The 22,553-nt window shown below is 38.1% G+C and carries 21 protein-coding genes; 7 read left to right on the top strand and 14 right to left on the bottom strand.

From position 1 onward, the window contains the following. Positions 1–207: 207 nt before the first annotated feature. From CRJ00_RS03160 to CRJ00_RS03140, 5 genes are all read right to left on the bottom strand, one after another. The gene (locus CRJ00_RS03160; protein WP_099365439.1) at positions 208–3,978 is read right to left on the bottom strand and encodes a sensor histidine kinase; all 3,771 of its coding nucleotides are present in this window, start codon (positions 3,976–3,978) and stop codon (positions 208–210) included. Positions 3,979–4,065: 87 nt separating this feature from the next. Then, positions 4,066–4,839 (bottom strand): succinate dehydrogenase/fumarate reductase iron-sulfur subunit, encoded by a 774-nt coding sequence (locus CRJ00_RS03155; protein ID WP_099365438.1) that lies wholly within the window; start codon positions 4,837–4,839, stop codon positions 4,066–4,068. A gap of 38 nt (positions 4,840–4,877) precedes the next feature. Further along, positions 4,878–6,812 (bottom strand): fumarate reductase/succinate dehydrogenase flavoprotein subunit, encoded by a 1,935-nt coding sequence (locus CRJ00_RS03150; protein WP_099365437.1) that lies wholly within the window; start codon positions 6,810–6,812, stop codon positions 4,878–4,880. A gap of 50 nt (positions 6,813–6,862) precedes the next feature. Then, entirely contained in the window at positions 6,863–7,642 is a 780-nt protein-coding gene (locus tag CRJ00_RS03145; protein ID WP_099365436.1) for a succinate dehydrogenase cytochrome b subunit, read from the bottom strand. Between the two features lie 196 nt (positions 7,643–7,838). Next, a complete protein-coding gene (locus CRJ00_RS03140) occupies positions 7,839–8,426 on the bottom strand; it encodes a porin family protein (protein ID WP_099365435.1) in 588 nt (195 codons plus the stop codon). A 72-nt stretch (positions 8,427–8,498) separates the two neighbouring features. Between CRJ00_RS03140 and CRJ00_RS03135 the strand changes: the two genes are divergently transcribed. The 5 genes from CRJ00_RS03135 (at position 8,499) to pruA (ending at position 12,485) form a co-directional block, all read left to right on the top strand. Further along, positions 8,499–8,714, top strand: coding sequence for a hypothetical protein (locus tag CRJ00_RS03135; RefSeq protein WP_099365434.1), 216 nt, complete (start codon positions 8,499–8,501; stop codon positions 8,712–8,714). Position 8,715: 1 nt separating this feature from the next. Continuing rightward, the gene (locus CRJ00_RS03130) at positions 8,716–9,060 is read left to right on the top strand and encodes a tRNA-binding protein (RefSeq protein ID WP_099365433.1); all 345 of its coding nucleotides are present in this window, start codon (positions 8,716–8,718) and stop codon (positions 9,058–9,060) included. Continuing rightward, positions 9,060–9,536, top strand: coding sequence for a nucleoside deaminase (locus tag CRJ00_RS03125; RefSeq protein ID WP_099365432.1), 477 nt, complete (start codon positions 9,060–9,062; stop codon positions 9,534–9,536). Before CRJ00_RS03130 ends, CRJ00_RS03125 begins: the two co-directional genes overlap by 1 nt. Positions 9,537–9,628: 92 nt before the next feature. Beyond that, entirely contained in the window at positions 9,629–10,240 is a 612-nt protein-coding gene (locus CRJ00_RS03120) for a superoxide dismutase (protein ID WP_099365431.1), read from the top strand. 610 nt (positions 10,241–10,850) lie between these two features. Further along, positions 10,851–12,485 (top strand): L-glutamate gamma-semialdehyde dehydrogenase, encoded by a 1,635-nt coding sequence (gene pruA, locus CRJ00_RS03115; RefSeq protein ID WP_099365430.1) that lies wholly within the window; start codon positions 10,851–10,853, stop codon positions 12,483–12,485. 148 nt (positions 12,486–12,633) lie between these two features. Here pruA and CRJ00_RS03110 read toward each other — a convergent pair whose 3' ends face one another. From CRJ00_RS03110 to CRJ00_RS03075, 8 genes are all read right to left on the bottom strand, one after another. After that, a complete protein-coding gene (locus CRJ00_RS03110) occupies positions 12,634–13,533 on the bottom strand; it encodes a helix-turn-helix transcriptional regulator (protein WP_099365429.1) in 900 nt (299 codons plus the stop codon). Between the two features lie 89 nt (positions 13,534–13,622). Then, positions 13,623–13,919 carry a cyclic-phosphate processing receiver domain-containing protein gene (locus tag CRJ00_RS03105; protein ID WP_099365490.1) on the bottom strand — a complete coding sequence of 99 codons (297 nt, stop codon included), beginning with the start codon at positions 13,917–13,919 and terminating at the stop codon, positions 13,623–13,625. A 402-nt stretch (positions 13,920–14,321) separates the two neighbouring features. Next, positions 14,322–14,969 carry a hypothetical protein gene (locus CRJ00_RS03100; protein WP_099365428.1) on the bottom strand — a complete coding sequence of 216 codons (648 nt, stop codon included), beginning with the start codon at positions 14,967–14,969 and terminating at the stop codon, positions 14,322–14,324. Positions 14,970–15,477: 508 nt separating this feature from the next. Next, positions 15,478–16,608, bottom strand: a complete 1,131-nt coding sequence (locus tag CRJ00_RS03090; protein WP_099365426.1) for a hypothetical protein — start codon at positions 16,606–16,608, stop codon at positions 15,478–15,480. Positions 16,609–16,619: 11 nt separating this feature from the next. After that, on the bottom strand, positions 16,620–17,489 hold the full coding sequence (locus CRJ00_RS03085; protein ID WP_180268408.1) for a hypothetical protein: 870 nt from the start codon (positions 17,487–17,489) through the stop codon (positions 16,620–16,622). 33 nt (positions 17,490–17,522) lie between these two features. Continuing rightward, complete coding sequence (locus CRJ00_RS18760) at positions 17,523–17,693, bottom strand: hypothetical protein (RefSeq protein ID WP_180268407.1); 171 nt, start codon at positions 17,691–17,693, stop codon at positions 17,523–17,525. Between the two features lie 26 nt (positions 17,694–17,719). Then, positions 17,720–18,085 carry a hypothetical protein gene (locus CRJ00_RS03080; protein ID WP_099365424.1) on the bottom strand — a complete coding sequence of 122 codons (366 nt, stop codon included), beginning with the start codon at positions 18,083–18,085 and terminating at the stop codon, positions 17,720–17,722. Positions 18,086–18,153: 68 nt separating this feature from the next. Continuing rightward, positions 18,154–19,299: an AAA family ATPase gene (locus CRJ00_RS03075; protein ID WP_099365423.1), complete on the bottom strand. Its 1,146-nt coding sequence runs from the start codon at positions 19,297–19,299 to the stop codon at positions 18,154–18,156. Between the two features lie 384 nt (positions 19,300–19,683). Here CRJ00_RS03075 and CRJ00_RS03070 point away from each other — a divergent pair, with 384 nt between their 5' ends. Beyond that, positions 19,684–21,162 (top strand): DUF5687 family protein, encoded by a 1,479-nt coding sequence (locus tag CRJ00_RS03070; protein ID WP_099365422.1) that lies wholly within the window; start codon positions 19,684–19,686, stop codon positions 21,160–21,162. A 38-nt stretch (positions 21,163–21,200) separates the two neighbouring features. Next, the gene (locus CRJ00_RS03065; RefSeq protein ID WP_099365421.1) at positions 21,201–21,896 is read left to right on the top strand and encodes an ABC transporter ATP-binding protein; all 696 of its coding nucleotides are present in this window, start codon (positions 21,201–21,203) and stop codon (positions 21,894–21,896) included. Between the two features lie 166 nt (positions 21,897–22,062). Here CRJ00_RS03065 and CRJ00_RS03060 read toward each other — a convergent pair. Further along, positions 22,063–22,553: transposase (locus CRJ00_RS03060; RefSeq protein WP_144038088.1), on the bottom strand; the 491-nt coding region annotated here is incomplete at its 5' end.

Here is a 22,553-nt window from a genome sequence, read left to right as displayed (position 1 = left end):
ACGTCATTGTGGGGAACTCTACGTCATTGCGAGGAACGAAGCAATCTTTGGACTTTGTCATCCTGAGCATCGTCGAAGGATCTGTACGGTTACTTACGAACAGATGCTTCGACTGCGCTCAGCATGACATGAGGGAAGATTGCTTCGTCGTGCCTCCTCGCAATGACGTTGAAGATTGCTTCGTCGTACCTCCTCGCAATGACGTTCCTACTCCATATCCGAGTCCTTGAACAAAGGCAGGACAATCGTAAAGGTAGTTCCTATCCCTTCAAAAGTCTTAAACGTAATATCCCCTTTCATAGACTCCACCGTTTTCTTCACAAAGGCCAATCCCAATCCCGTTCCGGAACTTTTCGTTGTAAAATTAGGTTGGAAAATCTTTGGTAATACCTCCGCCGGAATACCCATTCCATTATCCTTTACCGTAATCTTCACATGTTCCTGATCAGGATATTCCAGAATAATACTGATCAAATGTTTCTTCCTCGTAATAGATGCCTCAATGGAGTTTTTAATCAAATTATTAAAGGTCCTCAATAATTGATCCCTATCCCCATACACCCAGATATGCTCATCTTCCGTATTATTGATTACCTTAATGTACGTATTATGGCTATTGTGGAAAACATTCGCAGATTTATTGATCTTCTCAATGATATTGATCTTGGCCAATTCCGTATCCGGAAGTTTCGCGAAATTCGAAAACTCTGTCGCAATCCGCGATAAACTATTGATCTGCTCAATAAAGGAATTGGAAAATTTATGGAACCTTTCTTCAAATCGAGGGTCATTTTCACTATAGCTCCTCGAGAGCATCTGAATTCCTAATTTCATCGGTGTCAACGGATTCTTGATCTCATGTGCAATCTGTCTGGCCATTTCCCTCCAGGCATATTCCCGCTCAGTATTCTTCAGCTGTTTCGCATTCTCCTCTAACTTCACGATCATGAAGTTATATTCCTTCACCAATGCACCAATTTCATCATCCCGCTCCCAATATAGTGGTTCATTGGGCTTGTTACTAAATATCGTCTCCGACAATTTTCTTCCGATTAAACTCAATGGTTTGGTAATGGAATTGGCAACCAATACCGTCACAAAACCCATCCCCAATACAATGATGGTATAGATATTCAATAAGGTATTCAATAACAGGTTCTGACTCCTATTTTCTTCCTCCTGAGAGGTGAAATATGGAATGCTCAAAAACACTAAAGTGTTAAAGTCGTTGTTCCTGATGGTAGCATAACTGGCGTTGTAGTTGAACCGTACTATCCGTTCAGGAATATAGGCATCTGTTTTCTTGGCTACATTGAGTGCATTGAACGCCAATGGATTCATGAAGTTGGAAAGTAGGTTGGTGTCGTAGATCCGTGATTGGGTCGTAAATTGTAACTTCCCGTTCTTGTCATATAGGTTGAAATCGGTAACCGTGGTCTCCGATAGTTGTCTTACAATCTCTCGGATTTGGGCCTCCGAATCTTCCCAGGTTGTTTCCAATCTGTTTTCGATTTTCTTGACCACATCTAAGATATAGGCCTGCCGCTGTTGGATCTTCGATTTTTCAAATTGCCTATTGATACTGATAAAGGAAATAAATCCCGAGATGACAACGGCAAAAATCACCACACCAACAATCATCGTTTGAATCCTGGTACTGTACTGTATCCTATTGATGATCAATTTGAAATGGTACTTTATACTTAAAAAGTTGAACGATTTTTGGGCAATCGTGGAAGTAATATACCGAACCGTATTGAACAAAAGGAAAAAGATGTACAAAGACAGAAAAAGGAAAGAAAAAATAGCCACCGATTGCCAGAAGGTCATCAATGGTGAACTGACCACCAAAGTAGAATGCTGGTCGGGTTTATAGACCACATGGAAATAGCCATTGAAATCCTCAATATTCTCGTATTGTTGGATTTCTCCGCCAAAGTTTGTGTCCTTATTCGGATAGGTAAAAGAACCATTCTGGGTCAAAAGATTACCATCCCGGTAAAGCGCAAAGGAGGAGGAATTGATATGGTAATTTCGAATGAATTCGATCTTGCTGTCAACAAGGATCTCAGGATAGGGTAGGGCAGTTCCAAATGCTCTATTCTTGAAGTTTAAAAAGACCTGAACCGTTTCATCTTCCCTTCCTTCCAATGGGATATCAAACTGAAGAAAATATTCATGTGTCCCCAGTTCACTCCGCAAACGATAAAAATGCTCGGTTTGGGGAACCTTGGTCGATTTGTTGATTACCTTTTCCCGATATTCCTCGATCTTATCGTTCGGATAATTCTCCAATGGCACATTATTCAGGTAGAAGTAGGAATTGAATTCAAACTTGGAAAGGTATCCACTGAAATAATTTGCCTTAAGGTAATTATTAATGCTAGTTGTATTCAGGATTTCCCTATCCTGCTGTTGGAGCATATAGGTCAAGGACTTTCTCAGTTGATTATCCTGAATTATCCTTTGTTCCATATCCACAAACAATGCGGTGGCGTTCAGGTCATCCTCGGCTTCCAATTGGTTCAGCGTGATTCTCATCTCCCGCTCCATCTTATCATGTAAGCTCCGCATATAGACCGAAGTCGTCATGAAGGCCAAGAATACCAAGGTAAGGATAAAGGTAGACATGGTGAGACTTACGCGAACCTTACTATAGGCCCGTAGCATAATCACACCTGCCAAAAAGATGTTGAAAAAGGTGTTCTCCCCAATAATCAACGCATTGATGATAATGGCTGATACCAAGGCGATCAATTGTATGTTCAGAAAGGAGGTTGTATTGGGCAGTATGGATTTTATAATCCCAACAATAGAATCAATAAAATATAAAAGGATGACCATGTTGATACACATGATCAGGATATTCAACCAGCTATACTGACTAAAGGATAATAGATTCGTCAGGTCTAAAGTTACGGCCGAACTATTGGTAATCAACGTTGAAAGGTGAAAGAACAACAGATTACTGATGATATAAATACTCAGGATACCCAGCAATGCCAAGGTATTGATCAAGTAGGGCGATAATTTCCTTAAAGGGATCTTGAGGTAAGGTTGGATGGAACGGATGTAGAATACCAACCAGACCACACTGATGGTCGTCATAAAGAATGCCCATAAATTCGGCAATATCGGACTATAGGCATAATATTTTGGGTCAAAAAGCCCCATGGAAGACTGCGCACTCAACCAGTTCGTGTTCAGATCGACCACCCTTGTTAAGGCTAGCGTGATGGCAAAGAATAAGATGGAAAACCAGGGTCTACCATTTTTCGCCAACATCAGACATATATTGTTTACAAGAATGATAAAACAGATAGAAGCGAATACCCAACAGATGAACTGTATGGTCATGTAGAGGTTATCCTGTTTACCTTCCTTCAGTTTTACGGAAAATAAATAAGATCCATTCTTACTGTAGATGTTCTTGACCGTTTCTTTGTCATTATATTCTGCCACTTCCAAATTGTTCGTGCTGATCAATTTAGTGGAAAATATATTGATGAGGTATTCGTTGTTGAAGGGAAAATTGGTGTTCACCGGAATTAAACTCAGCACGGTCATACGTTCGTTTAGTTTCTTCCGCTTAACGACATATGCCCGATTATCGGCTTTGTGAAAAGACACATCCGTCTGAAGCCCTTTGTCTGTAACTGGTACGTAATGGTTATTGCTCCAAAAAACTGGTTTATTATCCTTGTAGATGTAAAAATACAAGCGGTTTTTTTCTGACTGCTTTTCCGTGAATTCCAATACCTGGCTTGGATAGAGTTCTACATTGGAGAAGGCTTTCATGATATTTTCATCGTTGAAAATATCATCCACCATATCTTCATAATCGTGAATGTTGTTGGCCACCGTTCGAGTGTCCAATTCCAACATATCATCTTTGGTGACGATATTGTTGATGGTAATTGCGGTTACCAAGAAGGAAACCGTTAAAATCAAAAGTAGAATCCGTATTTTATTACCCATTCAGCTATAATCTGACCGTAAATATAATTAATAAAAAAGTCCTCGCAATATTTATTGCGAGGACTTTATAAAGATGTACCGTTTTAACTAAGCGTGAACATCTTCTTGACGGAAGAATTTCGCGGTGAAGTATTCACGGTTCATTCTTGCGATATTTGTTAATTTGATACCTTTTGGACATTCCGCTTCACAAGCTCCTGTGTTTGTACAGTTACCGAAGCCTTCAGCATCCATTTGGTCAACCATCGCCTGAGCACGCTCATAACGTTCGGTCTGTCCTTGTGGCAACAAGGCGAATTGGGATATTTTTGCCGATACGAACAACATCGCAGAAGCATTTTTACATGCCGCCACACAAGCACCACATCCGATACAGGTAGCCGATTCGAAAGCCTCGTCAGCTACTCGTTTAGGGATAAGGATATTGTTTGCGTCTTGCGCACCACCGGTATTGATGTTTATATACCCACCAGCCTGTTGGATGCGGTCAAATGATGTTCTATCTACTGCTAAATCTTTCAATACTGGGAAAGCTGCTGCACGCCAAGGTTCGATCACGATAGTTTGCCCATCATGGAAGGAACGCATGTGCAATTGACAGGTAGTGATGCCGTATTTAGGACCATGCGGACGTCCGTTGATCACTAAGGAACACATTCCACAGATACCTTCGCGACAGTCGTGGTCGAAATATATAGGGTCTTCGCCTTTGCGGGTTAAATCTTCGTTTACCACGTCCAACATTTCTAGGAAGGACATATCATCTGCGATGTCTTTCGCTTGAACGGTTACGAATTGACCTTTATCGTTTGTATTTTTTTGACGCCAAATCTTTAGCGTTAAATTTAAATGTCCACTCATAATTGTAATATTGAGTAACAATAGGACGCGCCTATCGCTTATTTATAACTTCTTTGTGTTAACTTAACGTTTTCGAATACTAACTCTTCCTTGTGCAATACTTCAGGTTGGTTTTCCCCTTTGTATTCCCAAGCTGCTACGTATGCGTAGTTTTCATCGTCACGTTTTGCCTCTCCGTCTTCTGTTTGTGATTCTAAACGGAAGTGACCACCACAAGACTCATTACGTTCTAGGGCATCCACAACCATCAGTTCTCCAAGTTCCAAGAAGTCAGCTACACGACCCGCTTTTTCAAGGGACATGTTCAACTCTTCGTTCTTACCAAGAACACATACATCAGACCAAAACTCTTTGCGTAGCTCCTGGATCAATCCTTTTGCTTTGGTCAATCCTTCTGCTGTACGAGCCATTCCACAGTATTCCCACATAATGTGGCCTAATTTCTTGTGGATATCATCTACAGTTTTGCTACCCTTCAAGGATAATAGTTTATTGACATAATCCTCTACCTCTTTGCGGGTTTGCTCGAAAGCAGGATTATTCTGATCTACAGGATTAAAGTTTCCGATTTTTGCTAAGTAATCTCCAACAGTGTAAGGGATTACAAAGTAACCATCAGAAAGACCTTGCATCAATGCCGAAGCACCTAAGCGGTTCGCGCCGTGATCCGAGAAGTTAGCTTCTCCCAAACAGTATAAACCAGGGACCGTAGTCATTAGGTTATAGTCAACCCAAACACCACCCATGGTATAGTGTACCGCAGGGTAGATACGCATTGGTTGCTCATAAGGGTTTTCGTCGGTGATTTGGTAATACATGTCGAACAAGTTACCATATTTCGCCTCTACTGTATCTTTACCTAAACGGTTGATCGCATCCGCGAAATCCAAGAATACCGCTACACCCGATTTACCAACACCACGTCCTTCATCGACCATTTCTTTCGCATTACGAGATGCCACGTCACGTGGTACCAAGTTACCGAAGGAAGGGTATTTTCTTTCCAAGAAGTAATCGCGATCGTCTTCTTTAATATCTTTAGGTTTGATTTCGCCTTTGCGAAGTTTTTCCGAAAGTTCAATAGTTTTTGGAACCCATACACGGCCATCGTTACGAAGAGACTCCGACATCAAGGTTAATTTTGATTGGTGGTCTCCCGTTACAGGGATACAAGTAGGGTGGATTTGTGTATAACATGGGTTAGCGAAGAATGCACCACGTTTGTGTGCTCTCCAAGCTGCTGTAACATTACAGCCCATCGCATTGGTTGAAAGGAAAAATACGTTTCCATAACCACCAGTACATAATAATACCGCATGTCCAGCATGGGATTCGATCTTTCCGGTAACCATGTCACGCGTAATGATCCCTTTTGCTTCGCCATTGATTTTCACGATGTCCAACATTTCATGGCGTGTGTAGGATTCTACTTTTCCTTTTTGGATCTGACGGTTCAAAGCAGAATAAGCGCCTAACAATAATTGTTGTCCAGTTTGACCACGTGCATAGAAGGTACGGGATACCTGCGCACCACCGAAGGAACGGTTATCCAATAAACCTCCGTATTCGCGGGCAAAAGGCACACCTTGAGCCACACATTGGTCGATGATGTTTACAGATACCTGTGCCAAACGATAAACGTTTGCCTCACGAGCACGGTAGTCACCACCTTTGATCGTATCGTAGAAAAGACGGAAAACAGAGTCACCGTCGTTTTGGTAATCTTTTGCTGCATTGATACCCCCTTGCGCTGCAATCGAGTGTGCACGTCTTGGTGAATCTTGGTAACAGAAAGTCTTTACATTGTAACCTAGTTCGGCTAAAGAAGCCGCAGCTGAAGCTCCAGCCAATCCGGTACCAACAACGATAATGGTGAATTTACGTTTGTTGGCTGGGTTAACCAGCTTCATATCAAATTTATGTTTTGACCATTTTTCGGCCAGTGGGCCTGCAGGTACTTTTGAATCTAACATATTCTCTTATTTATTTAGTAGATCTCGCGAAAGCTGAATCTGTAAATAACCTATTTAACAAAATAAAAATACAATGGCATGGATGCGAATAGGATCGGGATGATGATACCGAAGATCCAAACGCCTAAGCCTCTGATGATTCCATTGTAACGTCTATGGTTGAAACCAATCGTTTGGAATGCCGATTGGAATCCATGGATCAAATGGAAAGACAATGCTGCCATTCCTAAAACATATAATCCTACCAATAATGGGTTCTGGAATGTCACTTCTACCTGCTTGTAAAGATCCTTAGATTTTACCGTTTCGATACCATCGTTTACATAAGTTACATAGCCTGTGTAGTCTGCAGGTACATTTTCAGCAAAGATGGTCTCCCTGTTTCCAGTTGCCAATTCCGTGTGGTACTCCACATATGGAGTCGTACCGAATTTGTATTGGTACCAAAAGTTTTGCATGTGGGTAACAATGAAAACTAATAGAACAGTACCCAAGATTCCCATGTTGCGAGAATTCCAAGCGCTATTTGCCTTGCCATCATACTGGTTGTAACCAATAGGACGTGCCGACTTGTTCTTAAGCGTTAAGATCAAGGCATAAACTGCATGGATGATAATAGAAGCGTAAAGTAAGTAGGATACTACTTTAATTGGGGTAAAGTGGGTCATGAAATATGCATAATTGTTGAACGCATATCCCCCGTCATCTTTAAATAGTTGTAAGTTACCAATCAAATGGACTATTAAGAACGTACATAAGAACAATCCTGTCAAGCTCATGATTAGTTTCTTCCCTAATGAAGATGTTAATACTGGCTTTGATTTACTCATTATTACTATGAATTTAATTTAGTTTCGCAAATCTATTCAATTGGTGACACATAACACGGAATTATGTTCAAATTTCCACTAATTTAGAATGGTTCTAATGTTTTATAAACAACAATGGCCAGATTTGATAACAAATCTAGCCATTGTTGTTTTTTTAGGTGATGAAGGGCTATGCCTACACCTGTCCTGAGCCTTTTTATAAAAAGGAATATCCTAGACCAATAGACCACATGCTGATCTTCTGGCTTCTATTGCTTTCTTGACTGATATTGTTCAATCCATGTTCATAACGCAAGTCGATCGTGATGCTTTTGATATCTGCACCAATACCGCCGATGATTCCTGTAGAAGATTTTTTGTAGTTCTCAAAATCTGTTGCACTGTTGAAATCCACTTTACCATCTTGGGCAAAGGAAAATACCGGTCCAGCTTGAATACGCACGCCCAAAGGCCCTAATCCAATCTTGGTTCCCAATAAAATCGGAAGATCCATGCTTTTTAATGTAGCTTCTCCTTCTTCATTATTTTCTTGGTCCTTAAAACCTGCTTTTTTCTGGGTATAATACAGCTCCGGTTGAACATGGAATCCGGCTGCTCCAACACGTCCCCAAACACCCAACTGATACCCGGTCTTAGTGTCTGAGTTTAACCATTTTCCATCTGATTTTAGGCTTGAGAAATTCAATGCCCCTTTAACACCTAACTTTAAGCTCGGTAATAATTGAGCTTGACTCGCCTGCACACAGAATAGCAATGCAGCAACTCCTAGTATGATTTTTTTCATATTAAAAAATTAATATATTTACTATTTCCAATTACTAAAGTAGTAAGATTTTATCAAATAAGCGTTAAACTCATGTATAATTTCAAGATTCAGGCGAAAGATTGGCCAGTTCTAAAACTAAAATTAAAAAGAAAGTATAATACCTTAACTGAAGAGGATCTACAGTTTCAGGATGGTCAAGAGGATGAACTTTTAAAACGCCTGGCTGTTCGTCTAAATAGAAATATTGATTACGTCATTTTCACCTTATCAAAAGAAATGGTGGACTTGGATTCCAATCGCTTGTAAGATGTCGGAGAAACTGATTTCCTGGGAGGATTTTGAACAGGTGGATTTACGGGTAGGAACGATCAGGAGCGCCCATGATTTTCCGAAAGCTAAAAAGCCAGCCTACCAATTGGAGGTAGATTTTGGGCCTGAAATCGGAATTAGGAAATCCTCTGCGCAGATCACTGCCCATTATTCCAAAGAAGAACTGATTGGAAAACAGGTGCTGGCAGTAGTTAATTTTCCAAAGAAACAAATTGCCAACTTCATGTCCGAATGCCTGGTAACCGGCTTTGCCGATGAAAACGGTGATATCATCCTAACAACCGTCGAACGTCCTGTTCCCAATGGCTCCAAATTAATATAATGAAGATCTATAATTTTGAAGATGATCCTTTAGCTGCTGTTCCCAATGTGGATGAACAGTACATGATGGAAGCCCTGAAATTGGCCAAGCGGGCGGCCGAAGAGGATGAGATCCCAATAGGTGCCATTGTTGTGGCCAATGGAAAGATCATTGGTAAAGGATACAACCTAACCGAAAAACTGAATGATGTAACGGCGCATGCCGAAATGCAGGCCTTTACGGCTGCTGCCAATTTCTTGGGCGGAAAATACCTGCGCGATTGTACCTTATATGTCACCATTGAGCCTTGTGTGATGTGTGCCGGTGCCAGTTACTGGACGCAGATCAGCAAAATTGTCTATGGAGCCAAGGATATCAAAAGAGGGTATTCCGTTATTCAGGATAAAATCATCCATCCAAAGACCACCATTGTTTCCGGTGTACTGGAAAAAGAATGTGCAGAATTGATGACATCATTTTTTCGTCAAAAACGATGAATCGACCAATAATTAAGGCCCGAAAGCAAACTATACCGGGCATTAATTGTTATATTCGTACATAAATTAATAACATCAAAAATAATAATATTATGGCATTTCAATTAGAAGCGTTACCCTACGCTAACAACGCATTAGAACCACATATTGACGCAGAAACCATGGAAATCCACCATGATCGTCACCACCAAGCATACGTAGATAACTTAAACAAAGCAATCGCAGGAACAGATGCAGAAAATGCTTCATTAGAGGATATCATCACGAATATTTCTAAGTACCCAGCTGCTGTTCGTAACAACGGTGGTGGTCACTTTAATCACCAATTGTTCTGGACAGTTTTAGGTCCTAACGCAGGTGGTGAACCAACTGGTGAATTAGCTGATGCAATCAATGAAACATTCGGTTCATTTGATGAATTGAAGAAAAAACTTCAAGAAGCTGGTGCAACCCGTTTCGGTTCTGGATGGTCTTGGTTGATCGTTGGTAAAGATGGTAAATTAGCGGTTACTTCTACGCCTAATCAAGATAATCCTTTGATGGATGTAGCTGAAGTTCAAGGTACGCCAATCTTTGGTATCGATGTTTGGGAACACGCTTATTACTTAAAATATCAGAACAAACGCCCAGCTTATCTTGATGCTATCTTCAATGTAGTAAATTGGGATGCAGTAGCAGAGCGTTACGCGGCAGCGAAGAAATAGTCTTTAGATATTAGATAATAGACATTAGATAATAGATATGGTAAAGCGGACAGATATTGTCCGCTTTTTTTTTGATGTTTTTTTGCTTTGTTTTTTTGGATCATCTTCGTCATTGCGAGGAGGTGCTGCGTCATTGCGAGGAGGTACGAGGAAGCAATCTTTGGACTTTGTCATCCTGAGCTTCGTCGAAGGATCTGAACGGGTACCAAATGTAGATGCTTCGACTGCGCTCAGCATGACATGCGGAAAGATTGCTTCGTTCCTCGCAATGACGCGGCTCCCCACCACGTCCACCACCAAGTCCAACACAACTCCATCCACACCCCACGACCTCGTCCCACAACCACGCCCCGCTACCTCGCCCTACTAACAAACCCTATTAACACACCCAAGGTCTATCATCTCACATCTATCATCTATAATCTTCCACTATCATCTATTATCTATCATTAACATATTTTAGCTAATCATAGCGCTTTCATCCCACCATCTTTAACCAAAATATGTTAATGATAAGTCCGAATATGTTATATAAATGCCTGATAATATGCGTAACTTAGTGCGAAAAATTTTTTTTAGAATATAAATAGATAAAAAAGGATATAGAACTATGTTAAAAGGATTCTTTAATGTACCTACTCCAACCAATGAGCCGGTATATTCTTATGCTCCAGGAAGTAAAGAAAGAAGCTTGTTAAAAGAAGCTATCGCTGCCGCTCGTGCAACAGAAATTGATGTACCTATGTATATTGGTTCGGAAGAGGTTACTACAAGTAAAAAAGTAAAATTAACACCTCCACACGATCACAAACATGTGTTGGGATATTATAACCAAGGCACGAAAGCCCATGTAAAAGATGCAATTGATGCAGCTTTGGCTGCTAAATCGGCTTGGGAAAACCTTCCATGGGAACAACGTGCTGCGATCTTCTTGAAAGCTGCCGAATTGATCTCTAGCAAATACCGTTACAAATTGAACGCGGCAACCATGTTAGGCCAATCTAAAAACGCTTACCAAGCGGAGATTGACTCTGCCTGTGAAATCGCTGATTTCTTGCGATTCAATGTGAAATACATGTCGGAGATCTATCAGCAACAACCGCCGATCAGCCCGAAGAATGTATGGAATAGGGTAGAGCAACGTCCGTTGGAAGGATTTGTTTTTGCTTTAACGCCATTCAATTTTACTGCAATTGCCGGTAACTTACCTACCAGTGCGGCGATGATGGGTAACGTAGTGGTTTGGAAACCATCCAATGCACAGATCTACTCGGCGAACGTGTTGATGCAGATCTTCAAAGAAGCGGGAGTACCTGATGGGGTAATCAACTTGGTTTATGTATCAGGTCCTGATGCTGGAGATGTAATCTTCAAACACCCTGATTTCGCTGGTATCCACTTTACAGGTTCTACTGGCGTATTCCAGGATATCTGGAAAACGATTGGTGAGAACATCCACTTGTACAAAACCTATCCACGTATTGTTGGTGAAACAGGTGGTAAGGATTTTATCTTAGCTCACCCTTCTGCGGATATCGAAGTGTTGAACACGGCATTGGTTCGTGGTGCTTTTGAATACCAAGGACAAAAATGTTCTGCGGCTTCTCGTGCTTATGTACCGAAATCATTGTGGAAAGAGTTGAAGAAAATGATGGAAAGAGACATCAAATCCTTCAGAATTGGTGGAACGGAAGACTTCAGTAATTTCATCAATGCGGTGATCGATGAGAAAGCGTTTGATAAGATCACAAAATACATCGACCGTGCAAAAGAATCTAAAGATGCGGAAGTAGTTATTGGTGGTGATTATGATAAATCTAAAGGATACTTCATCAACCCTACAGTTATTGTTGCTAAAAAAGGTGATTACGAAACATTGAGCGAAGAATTGTTCGGTCCAGTATTGACCATTTACGTATATGATGACAAAAAATGGGAAGATACCTTGAAATTGGTAGATACTACTTCGATCTATGCATTAACAGGATCTATCATTGCACAGGATCGTTATGCAGTTGAAGAAGCGACTCATTATTTACGTAATGCAGCAGGTAACTTCTACATCAATGATAAATGTACAGGTGCAGTAGTAGGACAGCAGCCATTCGGTGGTGCAAGAGGTTCTGGTACAAACGATAAAGCTGGTTCCATGATCAACCTATTACGTTGGGTTTCTCCAAGAACAATCAAAGAAACTTTCAACCCGGATACAGATTACCGTTATCCATTCTTATTGGAAGATTAATCCTGAATTACCTTTTTAAAAAGGTAATTCTGAAATTATAAAAGGATTTTCTTGATATATATCCCGTTATGCCAAGCATAACGGGATTTTTTGTGTTTAATAATATAAAAGAATCTAATTTTCTTCATCTATTATTTATGTAATTTTACTAATCGTACATCCTTTGAATATTTTTACTTGTAGAAATTAAATCATCTATCAAAGTTTGGGGAGATAGAACTTTAAGATTTTGTCCAAAAGATAATAATTCCATAAAAAAATCATGAGTAATAAATAGTCTTAGTCGTATTCTAAGTTCATCTTGATTATCCAATAATATTTCTTGAGAATCGTGCAAAGGTAACGATTTGATGTATTTTCCTTGAAATGCATTAAATGAAAGTATAACATCTTCTGGTAGATGTCCATTCGGACTGATTATGCCAAAGCAGTATTTATAATGTTCAATGACATCAAAATCTTTAGGAAAATTAAACTTTCGTTTAGAAATTTCCAAATCTGCTAAACGATCAAGCGCAAAACTCTTTATTGTGTTATCATCAAAATCTTTTGATAAAACATACCATCTATTTTTAAATTCTTTAAGAGCAAGAGGCTCTACAGTACGCTCAGTTAATTCATCATCCCAATATTTTCGATACACAAATTTTATTTGAAAATGATTTTTTATAGCATGTAATATGCCATTTAGATGCTCAGTGCCATGAGGTTTCCGCTTTTCAAAATGAATGTAGTTAGATAGCCTATCGGCTACATTCAATGCATTAAAAATTTCAAAAGCTTCCAAAATTCTTTCACTGACTTCTGGTTGATCATCAAAGTCTATGAAATAAACTTTTTTAGAGAAATCATACAAAATTTCAATATTATACAAAGAACGAATATCTTCTCTGTCTCGTAGAAATGTACGTTTTGAAATGTTAAAATTGTAAGCTTGAATTTCTGATTCCAATGCCAAATATTCCTCAATATCAGAAAATGAAGCTGGGTGCTTCCGTAATTTTTTAATAATGAGACTGTATCTTGCTATCGATTCTCTTTTTGACATAATAGGAAAATAAGTTGAATTTAATAATTACAAAGTAATTTGACCACTATTTTAATCACTTGGTTGAGTTAAATAAAAATCGTTCATTACTATCTACTATATCCTTTAATTTTAAAATTATAGAGTAATGATGAAATATTTTCTTTTCCAACAGGATTTTGACTATGCACCTCAAAGTCAGGTAGCATCAAAACATTATCCATACAATAATTAACTAACCAAATAGCACAGTCATATCCACTTTTTTCTAATCCCAAATCGTGATCAAATGAAATGAAATCAGGTAAACCATTTTTTTCAATATATTTGACAAACTCTGCGTATGAACGTGCCCCAAAATATCCATTAGGGATAGGACGAATATCATCAAGATATAGCTTTTTCATTAAGATAGTTTTAAATTCAAAAACAAATAATCGCATTTTTTATATGATCCATAATTTCACTCCGCTGATAATAAATAATCTATAAGGTCAATGGAACTTCAGATATTAAATCGAGAAGACATTTTTGATTAATATTTGAAATTATTATATATTGGTGATATTCATGTTTCAGCTTAGCGTGACTCATATCCTTTTTCAAAGATGTCACTTAAGGCGGACAAATCATGGCTTAGTTGAAATTAAAATTATACAATCCAAAAGATTTTAAGCTTTTGGATTGTATAGTATTGATAATTAAGATGATAATCTTTTGATTTTTTTTATCTCTTCAAGTTTTAACCATTAAAGGTAAATCCGTTTGAATTTATTTATCGTATTTAATTTTTCAATCGGAAGCATTAATTATTTCAAAAGTGGTATTTGTTCTGGAATAATTTTATTAAGATAATCATTCCATGCATTCCATTGGAAATATTGACTCGGATGAGCTATGAAGATTAATTTGTAAACTTTGTCGTTATATCTCAATTCATAGACATAAGACCTACGGTTGTCAGTAACTTTGTCCCAATGTGTACATTTATGAAGTGCTTCAGAAAAAATTTCTTCTTCAAATTTCTTGTAATATTGGGTAGCTGATGTTCCTAGAAATAGTGCAGTAGCAAATTCATCATTAACGATCAGGCTTTTTAAACACTCAAATCCATGTAAAAAATGTTGTTTAGATGGTCTTTCTGTTTTTAATTTCATAGGTTCCTGAATAAAATTATAAAAACCAACTTTAGTCCAAAACTTTTCTATATTAATATCCTTTGTACCATATAATGCTCTGTACAAATTATCAAAAACCTTCCAGGTTTTTTCACCCTTGATTAAGGATTCTATAATCCATTGAGTAGAATTTCTTTTTTGTGTAAACTCATCATAGGCTACTTGACAAAATTCACCGTATTTATCTACTGCATAATGGCTTTCCCCAATGATCATCAATCGATTTGGTTGATTATTAAAATCCTCCCCCAACCAAGGATCTCTTGCTAAATTTTTCATTCTTTTAGATTAATAATTAAAAATATGTCTATAATTCATTGAATAACTATTTAAGGTATAATGGTCGTAAATTTATTTAGTGGTTAGTTTTTAAATAAACTTCTACTGTGAATTATTAACTACAAAGCTGGTGAATGCATACCTTTATTAGCCCCATTGGGATGCCTGAAACAGTAACCATTGGTAAGGTTTTGGATACTGGTTTGGCTCGAACCACAATACTTGCAGGTATATTTAGATTTTTCGCTGCCTTCATATAATTTGTGCCTACCTTTGTTCGCACCGTTAGGATGCTTAAAGCAATATCCGTTCATCAGAGCTTGGACACTGGATTGTTTATTCCCACAATATTCGCAATAATAATATGCCATAATTTTATTTTTAAAATTTAACCTACTTTATTGATTTTTCGGCTATTCTTTAATTAACTACTAAATTAAGATGAAACTCAGTCAAACTATGTCACAATTAGATTAACACTTCAAGTTTATTAAAAACTTTTGGACAATCAAGACAATAATTCCCATACTTTTTCTATTTTAAAGTATCGCATATAATATTCTACTATTTCCTCTTTTCCAAAACCAGCTTCAATAAAATTTCTTAAATTCTTATCTATTTCACCCCTTGTCAAGCGTGCGATAATGGAATTTAAAAAAACTTCATCTCGTTGTGTTTTTTTATCGGTAAGCAATAAATAATAGTATGCTGCAATACAATTGTCTCCCAAATTTCTTTGTATAAAATCGAAAAGTTCTTGATTTCCTTTATCTCTCTTAATCATACCAACTAAACCGTCCCGAATTTCAATATCATTTACATCCATGATTTTCCGGAAGTAGCCTTCCTGCATATATTCATTGAAAATCCAACTAGGTAATACCTGTGTTTCTGATGCATAAATCTTTGGACCGTAAGGCCAATAGAAACGGGGAAGAAATGTTTTGAAGGAAGATTCTCCCCCAGAGCCATTTAGAAGTGATGTTAATTTTTTCCTTTGCGAAAATTTAAAATAGGGATATCTTAAGGCGTAGACAACGTTTTTACCAAAGAAGACATGGAATATCTCTGCATTGCATAAATTTCTTGCGTGTTGCAGACTCTCTTCATGAACCAAAAACCTTTCTTTTAAATTTTTACTATACGCGTCATATTGGTGAATACTTTTACAAATAGTATACTCCATCACTTCACGGAGCAGCTCCACTAAATTGAAACTGCTTTTCTCCAATTGATACAACATCCTGGAAATCGTATTGAAAAGATCAAACCTTAATCCTTCCGTAGAATAAAATGGTTTATTGAATTCAGTTTCTATTAGCTCATCAAGATTGTGACATTTTTTAAAGTGCAAATATTCTTCAGGGCGAAGAAAAATAGCATTACGTATGGTTTCTTTTATCAGATTATGATGAAGATATATATCGAACTTTTCTTTTTTCAAAAAATTGAAATTCTCGCAGTAAACCACTTTCGGCTTAGGTTTGCCCAAACGATAGGAAAATAGCCACTCTATTCCTGCCTCAAAGAGTGAGTCATAAATTCTCCTTTCTGGCTCAGAGCCAAAATACTCAATTCCGATAAGAAATTGAAAGCGGGTATTACTGATTATTTCGCGTATAATATTTTTGTTCAGCATGTTAAAAATTATCAGCTTGCATCATGTGACCATCGATATTCTACGTATTCTGGAACAAAGCTTGGTCTTAAAAATTTGGCAGCTTTAAGAGCATCTTTAAAATCTGCAGAATTATCAATGAGGTAGGTAGCTCCTGTGCTAGGACAAGTAAATTCACTCCAGCAGTATGGTTGACCAGATCTTCCTCGTCGATCCTGCAAATAATCAAATTTTTCTTTACTCTTGTATAACCTTAAAACTTCTGTATATTCTGAATTGTGTTCTACTAATTTCTCGTCTATTAATTCTGCCTGTAAAAAATCCAATAAGCCCCTTTCGCCAACTCTTTCTTTAACAAAGGATATGATACCCGACCTGATATCTTCGTTATTTTCCATTAAAAATCTTTGATATAGCAAATCAGTTCCATAATAGCTGAATATCCATTCCGGCATTTCTCTTCCATGTATATAATATGCCTTCCCTCCAAACGGCCATTCTATAGCTGGATATACCGTAGAATGCAGTTGGCAGTCTTCATTCTCTCGTATAATAGGGTTAGGGATGGCCAGTACAAAATCTTCCCAGAAAAAAACATTATAAACACCGGAACAAAATAATTTTTTCAAGTATGAAAAGTCAGGGATAGTAAAATCTCCCAAATTTATATGAAAATCCAGGAAAGCTAATCGTTCTAAATTCCCTTTTAAGATTTTACCGTTTTTACTAAATTTAATTATAATATCCTGTACTGATTGTTTATGATTGAGATGAAGATGTTCCGATATTGTCCTTTTTAAAAGTATATCATCCCATTGCTTAATAGATTTCCTTGTAGTATTATCCATAAATCTATTTAATGCATTATCTACAGTCAAGATATTTATCTTTCTTGATTTCACATCTTTGAGCAAACCTAAATCTAGACCGCTGTACTAACCAATTTTAGGAATGGCGCGAAGCAGTAACTTTTCATATAACCATTTTATACCTTGCTCAAAATCTTCCTTACAGATCTGGTTGTTAATCAATACGGTCCTATATTCATGAAGTATATTATTAAGGACAGTGCTATTATATAGGTATTTTTCATTCTTTTTCTCCATAACAAATGTTAAGTTTTAATATATTTTTAATCCCTAACTGCAAGCAAATGATTTTCTCTCGGGTCAAATCTTTGTTGAATACCAACTCTAAAAATTCCTTTGGGGATAATCGTGTGTCTATGATCTTTTTTTTCCAAGATCTCGGCTTTATCAAACATTAATATGTTGTTTACCAAATTGTTTGATATAGAATGATTTAGAATACAGTCTTCTTTTGTCTCAATGATAAAACTATTATACAAATCATACATATCATAATCACCAAATAATGCATGAAAGGAGGCGGAATGTTCAGAAGTCGAAATAAACTTTTTGTTTACTTTTCTAGCTTCAGATGGAACTTTATCAATTTTAAACCATTGTATATCGCCTTGATGAGCAAATTGATTCATAATTTACTTTTTTATTAAATTTTTGTATAATGAATATTAATCAATACGTCTTAGAAGTTTTCGCAACCTTATTTACTATTTAAACCTATTTCAAACCCTAAACTTGTCTTTCCTTTCTTAGGTATAAATTCCTGCTCTTCTTGGTTATATATATCTGTTAATGTCATAGAATTAATAATTTGTGTTTTAAAACCTAATTTGTTGGAAAGTGCTTGAGCTTTTGAAACATGCAATTCCGTAAATTCATATTTTGCAATGAGGCGACCCTTGCGTAAAAGTGCTCTGTCAACATTGGCTAGATTAGTGTTAAATGAGCAGATTACTTGAATGTGAAGACAATCTGCTAATAAGCCATCGGCGAGGTTCAATAGTGTTGAAACAGGTGACTGGTCGTTGAGATCCCTCTCTAATATAATTTTCTCTGCATCTTCGATGACTAAGATAGAATTACGGTTGTCCATGAGCAAGGAAATTAGATCAGGTTTGGTCATAGCAGCCGCCATATCAGGTGGAATGAAAATAATCTTTTTCTTTATTGTACTGGCTAAAAAACGAAGATAGGAAGTTTTTCCAGTGCCGGGTTTACCGTGGAGTAACACTAAACCTTTGTCGTTTTTCTGATTAAGTCTTCGAAATATGGTTTCGTGTATAGGCAAAAAGTCATTGTTATAGTTGGATTCAATATCCATTTTTGGCTTGGTAAGATTTAATTTTTTAGTTTCAATACCATTTCTGGAATTGACTAGTAGATGGATTTCTGGTTTTTCTTTTTTCCTGTGAAAAAATTGTGATAGTCTGTCTATAATCTCTTTCACTTTTGCCACATCAGTCTTTTTAAAAAGATATGTTATCCTTCTGCCTACATCGAAGTGCACTATTAGATCCTCATACAAAAAGTAATAATAGTCTTTCAACCTTAGCTTTCCTTGATCGAAATCCTCGGCATTAATTCCCCCCTCAAAAGCATGGTTTTTAAATTCATTTTGATAGTTAATATTAAAATAATCATTAGCCTCCATGAAAGATATTTCTTCTTGGTGGAAAACATTAGGAAGATCCCCAAAATAACTAACAAATAGTTTTTGGAATCTAATATCTCCGAAGTCATCAAACGCAGTATTTAAATCTGATTTAGGTCTAGGCTTTTCAACATTGTTTTTAATTTGTAATTGTATTCGTTGGATGTTTTCTTTCCATAATTCTAATTTTGTCATATAGCTTTGCTTTTTTACCAAAAACAAAATTAGAACAGGTGTCAGCCAATATATGACCTGGTCTAAATTTTAATTGAATTTAATTCAATGATATATATCCCGTTATGCCAAGCATAACGGGATTTTTTTATGTTCATTCGGCTGGAATTGGGTAAAGATTTACCAATATTGTCATCGAGATCGCTTCGAGATGATAGTGAGGTGTAAGTATGGTGTAAGTGAGGTGTAAGTGCTAAAAGACACTTAAAACCTACTTCCATGCCGCCATCATCTTACTTAGACCTCGAACCAAATAAGTTTATTTTGTAACATATGTCCTATATTAGGAACTAACTCTATAAAATAACTATCTTAAATAAATTATTTACTAAATAACCTACGCTTATGTTTTTTCGTTTATTGAAGTTAGAATGGAAATCCTTTTTTCGCTCTGCCAGTTTGGGTAGAGGTTTGGGGGTTAAAATATTCTTGGGCTTCTTGGCTGTTTACTTTCTTGTCAGCTTTTTGGGGTTGGGGATTGCTTTATATCCGATCATGGAGGAGGTTTATCCTGGTGAGCAGCCTATTAAAATGGTAAATGGTTTCCTGTTACTGTGGTTTGTGGGAGAGTTTGTGATGCGGTTTCTCCTGCAGAATCTCCCGGTCATGGATATCAAGCCCTTACTCACCAAAAGGATAACCCGCAAAAATATCCTGCATTTTCTGTTGGCAAAAACCAGCTATTCCTTCTATAATTTCCCGACCTTGGTAACGGCTGTGCCTTTTGCCATTTACAGTTACCATATGCAAAGTATCAGCTTGCCGCAGATGCTGGCCTGGTTGATCGCTGTAGCAGGAATAGTATATTCATCCAACTTTTTTATCTTTTGGGTTCAGAAAAGATTTTCCAATAACCTAAAAGCACTGATCCCATTCATTGTCATCTGCCTTGGATTGTATGCGATCGAATATTTTGGCCTTTATTCCCTCAGTAACTTATTTGGTTCCTTTTTCGATGCGGTACTCCAGTATCCCATACTTTGCCTGATCCCTGTGATATTGGCGGTTACCTCGTATTGGGTAACCTATAAAGATCTGAAGGAGAATCTCTACTTGGATGCGTATATGGAAGAAAAACAAGGGTTTTCTGGTGCGGCAGATCTGAGCTGGACTAGTAGGTTTGGTGCGCTTGCGCCATTCCTGCAACTGGACCTCAAACTGATCTGGAGAAATAAACGAACCAAATCTGCACTATGGTTGAGCCTGGCCTTTCTGGCTTATGGCTTGTTCTTCTATACCAATCCTAAGTTTGATGGGGGCAACATGATGGTGTTTGTAGGGGTGATGATCACTGGGATCTTTATCATCAATTTCGGACAGTATATTCCGGCTTGGGACAGTTCCTATTTTCCTTTATTAAGAACAAGACCGATCACTATGGAAAAATATTTGGAATCGAAAGCAGTATTGATGTATGGTTCAGCATTGATCTTGATGGTCTTGAGTACACCTTATCTGTATTTTGGTTGGGATAAAGTATACACCAATTTTGCATGTGCGATTTATAACGTGGGCGTTAATGTTCCGGTGATATTGTTTTTTGGTGCTTATAATAAAAAGCGGATTGATCTGTCTGCCGGTAGTGCCTTCAATTATCAGGGAATCGGAGCGGCCCAATGGTTGGTGGGGATTCCTTTGTTATTGGCTCCAACCTTAATTTGGTTCGGCGTTTCTTTCCTAAAGGATCAGAATACGGCAAACCTGGTGTTGATCGCCTTAGGATTGATCGGCTTGCTATTGCGGAAAGTCATCATCAAAGGGATCGCGGAGATGTATGTGGAGAAGCGTTATGTGATGCTGGAAGGCTTCAAGCAAAAGGATTAATGGTTTTATAATAATATGGGATTTTAAAGATTGTAAAGATGATACATATAGAAAATTTATCAAAAGTATATAATGGGGTTAGGGTATTGGGCGTAGAGAGCTTGGATATCAAAAAAGGGGAGAGTGTAGGATTGGTAGGGAATAATGGGGCCGGGAAAACGACCTTGTTCAGTTTGATGTTGGATCTGATTCAACCTTCAACTGGAGAGGTGAGTATCAATGGGGTGAAGGTGAATGAGAGTGAGCGATGGAAGGATTTTACGGGATGTTTTGTGGATGAGAGTTTTCTGATCGGGTATTTGACTGCGGAGGAATATTTTTATTTTCTGGGGGAGCTGCAGGGTTTGTCGAAACAGGATGTGGATGCGCAGGTAGGAACATATGAGGAATTTTTCAATGGGGAGATCTTGGGGAAGAAGAAGTTTATACGGGATCTGTCGAAAGGGAATCAGAAGAAGGTGGGTATTGTTGGGGCATTGATCGGGAAACCGGAACTGTTGATCTTGGATGAGCCTTTTGCGAATCTGGATCCTAGCTCGCAGTTCAGGTTGAAGAATATGATCAGGGGATTGATGGAGAAAAAGGATTTGACGATCTTGATTTCGAGTCATGATTTGTCGCATACGGTGGAGATCTCGGATAGGATTATTGCGCTGAATAAAGGCGTGGTGGAAAAGGATTTGGTGACTTCTAAGGAAACTTTGGAAGAATTGACGAGGTATTTTTCGGTGTAAGGTTTTTGGGAGGGTGGTATTGGGGTGGCATCGGGTGGTTTTCGCGTCATTGCGAGGAGGCACGACGAAGCAATCTTTCGCCTAGTGTAAAGATTGCTTCGTTCCTCGCAATGAACTGTGTATATATCCAAATAATAAATTAAATTTTCTCCAAATAATATTCTGATTAGGCCGCTTTTGCGATGTAGCCCTTTCCAGATTTTGCGATGGCGAATGCCTGTTTGATCAGTTTGTTCACCACTGCTATGATTGCGACCTTGTATGGCTTTCCTTTTTCCATCAACCTCCCATAAAGCTCACTGCAGGCGGTGTTGCTCCTGATGGCGGATATTGCCGCCATGTACAGCACCTTTCTGACCTGGCCCATCCCCATCTTGCAGATATGTCCCTTTCCCTTTACGCTGGTACCGGATTCGAATATCCTGGGCGCCAGTCCGAAATATGATATCAGCTGCCTGTACCCCTCGAACCGACTGAAACCGTCCGTCAGGATGATAAGCAGTGCTGCGCTGCGCGGGCCGATGCCCGGGATGCTCCGCAGGTTTTCATTGAGTTCCCCGTAATTCTCCATGATGATCTGCTGGACCTGCCTTTCATGTTCATTGATGTCCTGATCATAACGTTTGATCCCTTCCTCTATGGTCTTCCTGAGCGTGG

Source organism: Sphingobacterium sp. 1.A.4 (assembly GCF_002734245.1).
GTDB lineage: Bacteria > Bacteroidota > Bacteroidia > Sphingobacteriales > Sphingobacteriaceae > Sphingobacterium > Sphingobacterium tenebrionis.
This window is presented reverse-complemented; position numbering and strand designations above follow the sequence as displayed.

Excerpts from the sequence above, each read along its gene's own strand:
- CRJ00_RS03100 (WP_099365428.1), bottom strand. The coding sequence starts at position 14,969 with ATGAAAAATTTAGCAAGAGATCCTTGGTTGGGGGAGGATTTTAATAAT.
- CRJ00_RS03110 (WP_099365429.1), bottom strand. The coding sequence starts at position 13,533 with ATGTCAAAAAGAGAATCGATAGCAAGATACAGTCTCATTATTAAAAAA.
- CRJ00_RS03160 (WP_099365439.1), bottom strand. The coding sequence starts at position 3,978 with ATGGGTAATAAAATACGGATTCTACTTTTGATTTTAACGGTTTCCTTC.
- CRJ00_RS18760 (WP_180268407.1), bottom strand. The coding sequence starts at position 17,693 with ATGGAGAAAAAGAATGAAAAATACCTATATAATAGCACTGTCCTTAAT.
- CRJ00_RS03125 (WP_099365432.1), top strand. The coding sequence starts at position 9,060 with ATGAAGATCTATAATTTTGAAGATGATCCTTTAGCTGCTGTTCCCAAT.
- CRJ00_RS03075 (WP_099365423.1), bottom strand. The coding sequence starts at position 19,299 with ATGACAAAATTAGAATTATGGAAAGAAAACATCCAACGAATACAATTA.
- pruA (WP_099365430.1), top strand. The coding sequence starts at position 10,851 with ATGTTAAAAGGATTCTTTAATGTACCTACTCCAACCAATGAGCCGGTA.
- CRJ00_RS03080 (WP_099365424.1), bottom strand. The coding sequence starts at position 18,085 with ATGAATCAATTTGCTCATCAAGGCGATATACAATGGTTTAAAATTGAT.
- CRJ00_RS03070 (WP_099365422.1), top strand. The coding sequence starts at position 19,684 with ATGTTTTTTCGTTTATTGAAGTTAGAATGGAAATCCTTTTTTCGCTCT.
- CRJ00_RS03130 (WP_099365433.1), top strand. The coding sequence starts at position 8,716 with ATGTCGGAGAAACTGATTTCCTGGGAGGATTTTGAACAGGTGGATTTA.
- CRJ00_RS03120 (WP_099365431.1), top strand. The coding sequence starts at position 9,629 with ATGGCATTTCAATTAGAAGCGTTACCCTACGCTAACAACGCATTAGAA.
- CRJ00_RS03145 (WP_099365436.1), bottom strand. The coding sequence starts at position 7,642 with ATGAGTAAATCAAAGCCAGTATTAACATCTTCATTAGGGAAGAAACTA.
- CRJ00_RS03065 (WP_099365421.1), top strand. The coding sequence starts at position 21,201 with ATGATACATATAGAAAATTTATCAAAAGTATATAATGGGGTTAGGGTA.
- CRJ00_RS03155 (WP_099365438.1), bottom strand. The coding sequence starts at position 4,839 with ATGAGTGGACATTTAAATTTAACGCTAAAGATTTGGCGTCAAAAAAAT.
- CRJ00_RS03135 (WP_099365434.1), top strand. The coding sequence starts at position 8,499 with ATGTATAATTTCAAGATTCAGGCGAAAGATTGGCCAGTTCTAAAACTA.
- CRJ00_RS03140 (WP_099365435.1), bottom strand. The coding sequence starts at position 8,426 with ATGAAAAAAATCATACTAGGAGTTGCTGCATTGCTATTCTGTGTGCAG.
- CRJ00_RS03090 (WP_099365426.1), bottom strand. The coding sequence starts at position 16,608 with ATGCTGAACAAAAATATTATACGCGAAATAATCAGTAATACCCGCTTT.
- CRJ00_RS03105 (WP_099365490.1), bottom strand. The coding sequence starts at position 13,919 with ATGAAAAAGCTATATCTTGATGATATTCGTCCTATCCCTAATGGATAT.
- CRJ00_RS03150 (WP_099365437.1), bottom strand. The coding sequence starts at position 6,812 with ATGTTAGATTCAAAAGTACCTGCAGGCCCACTGGCCGAAAAATGGTCA.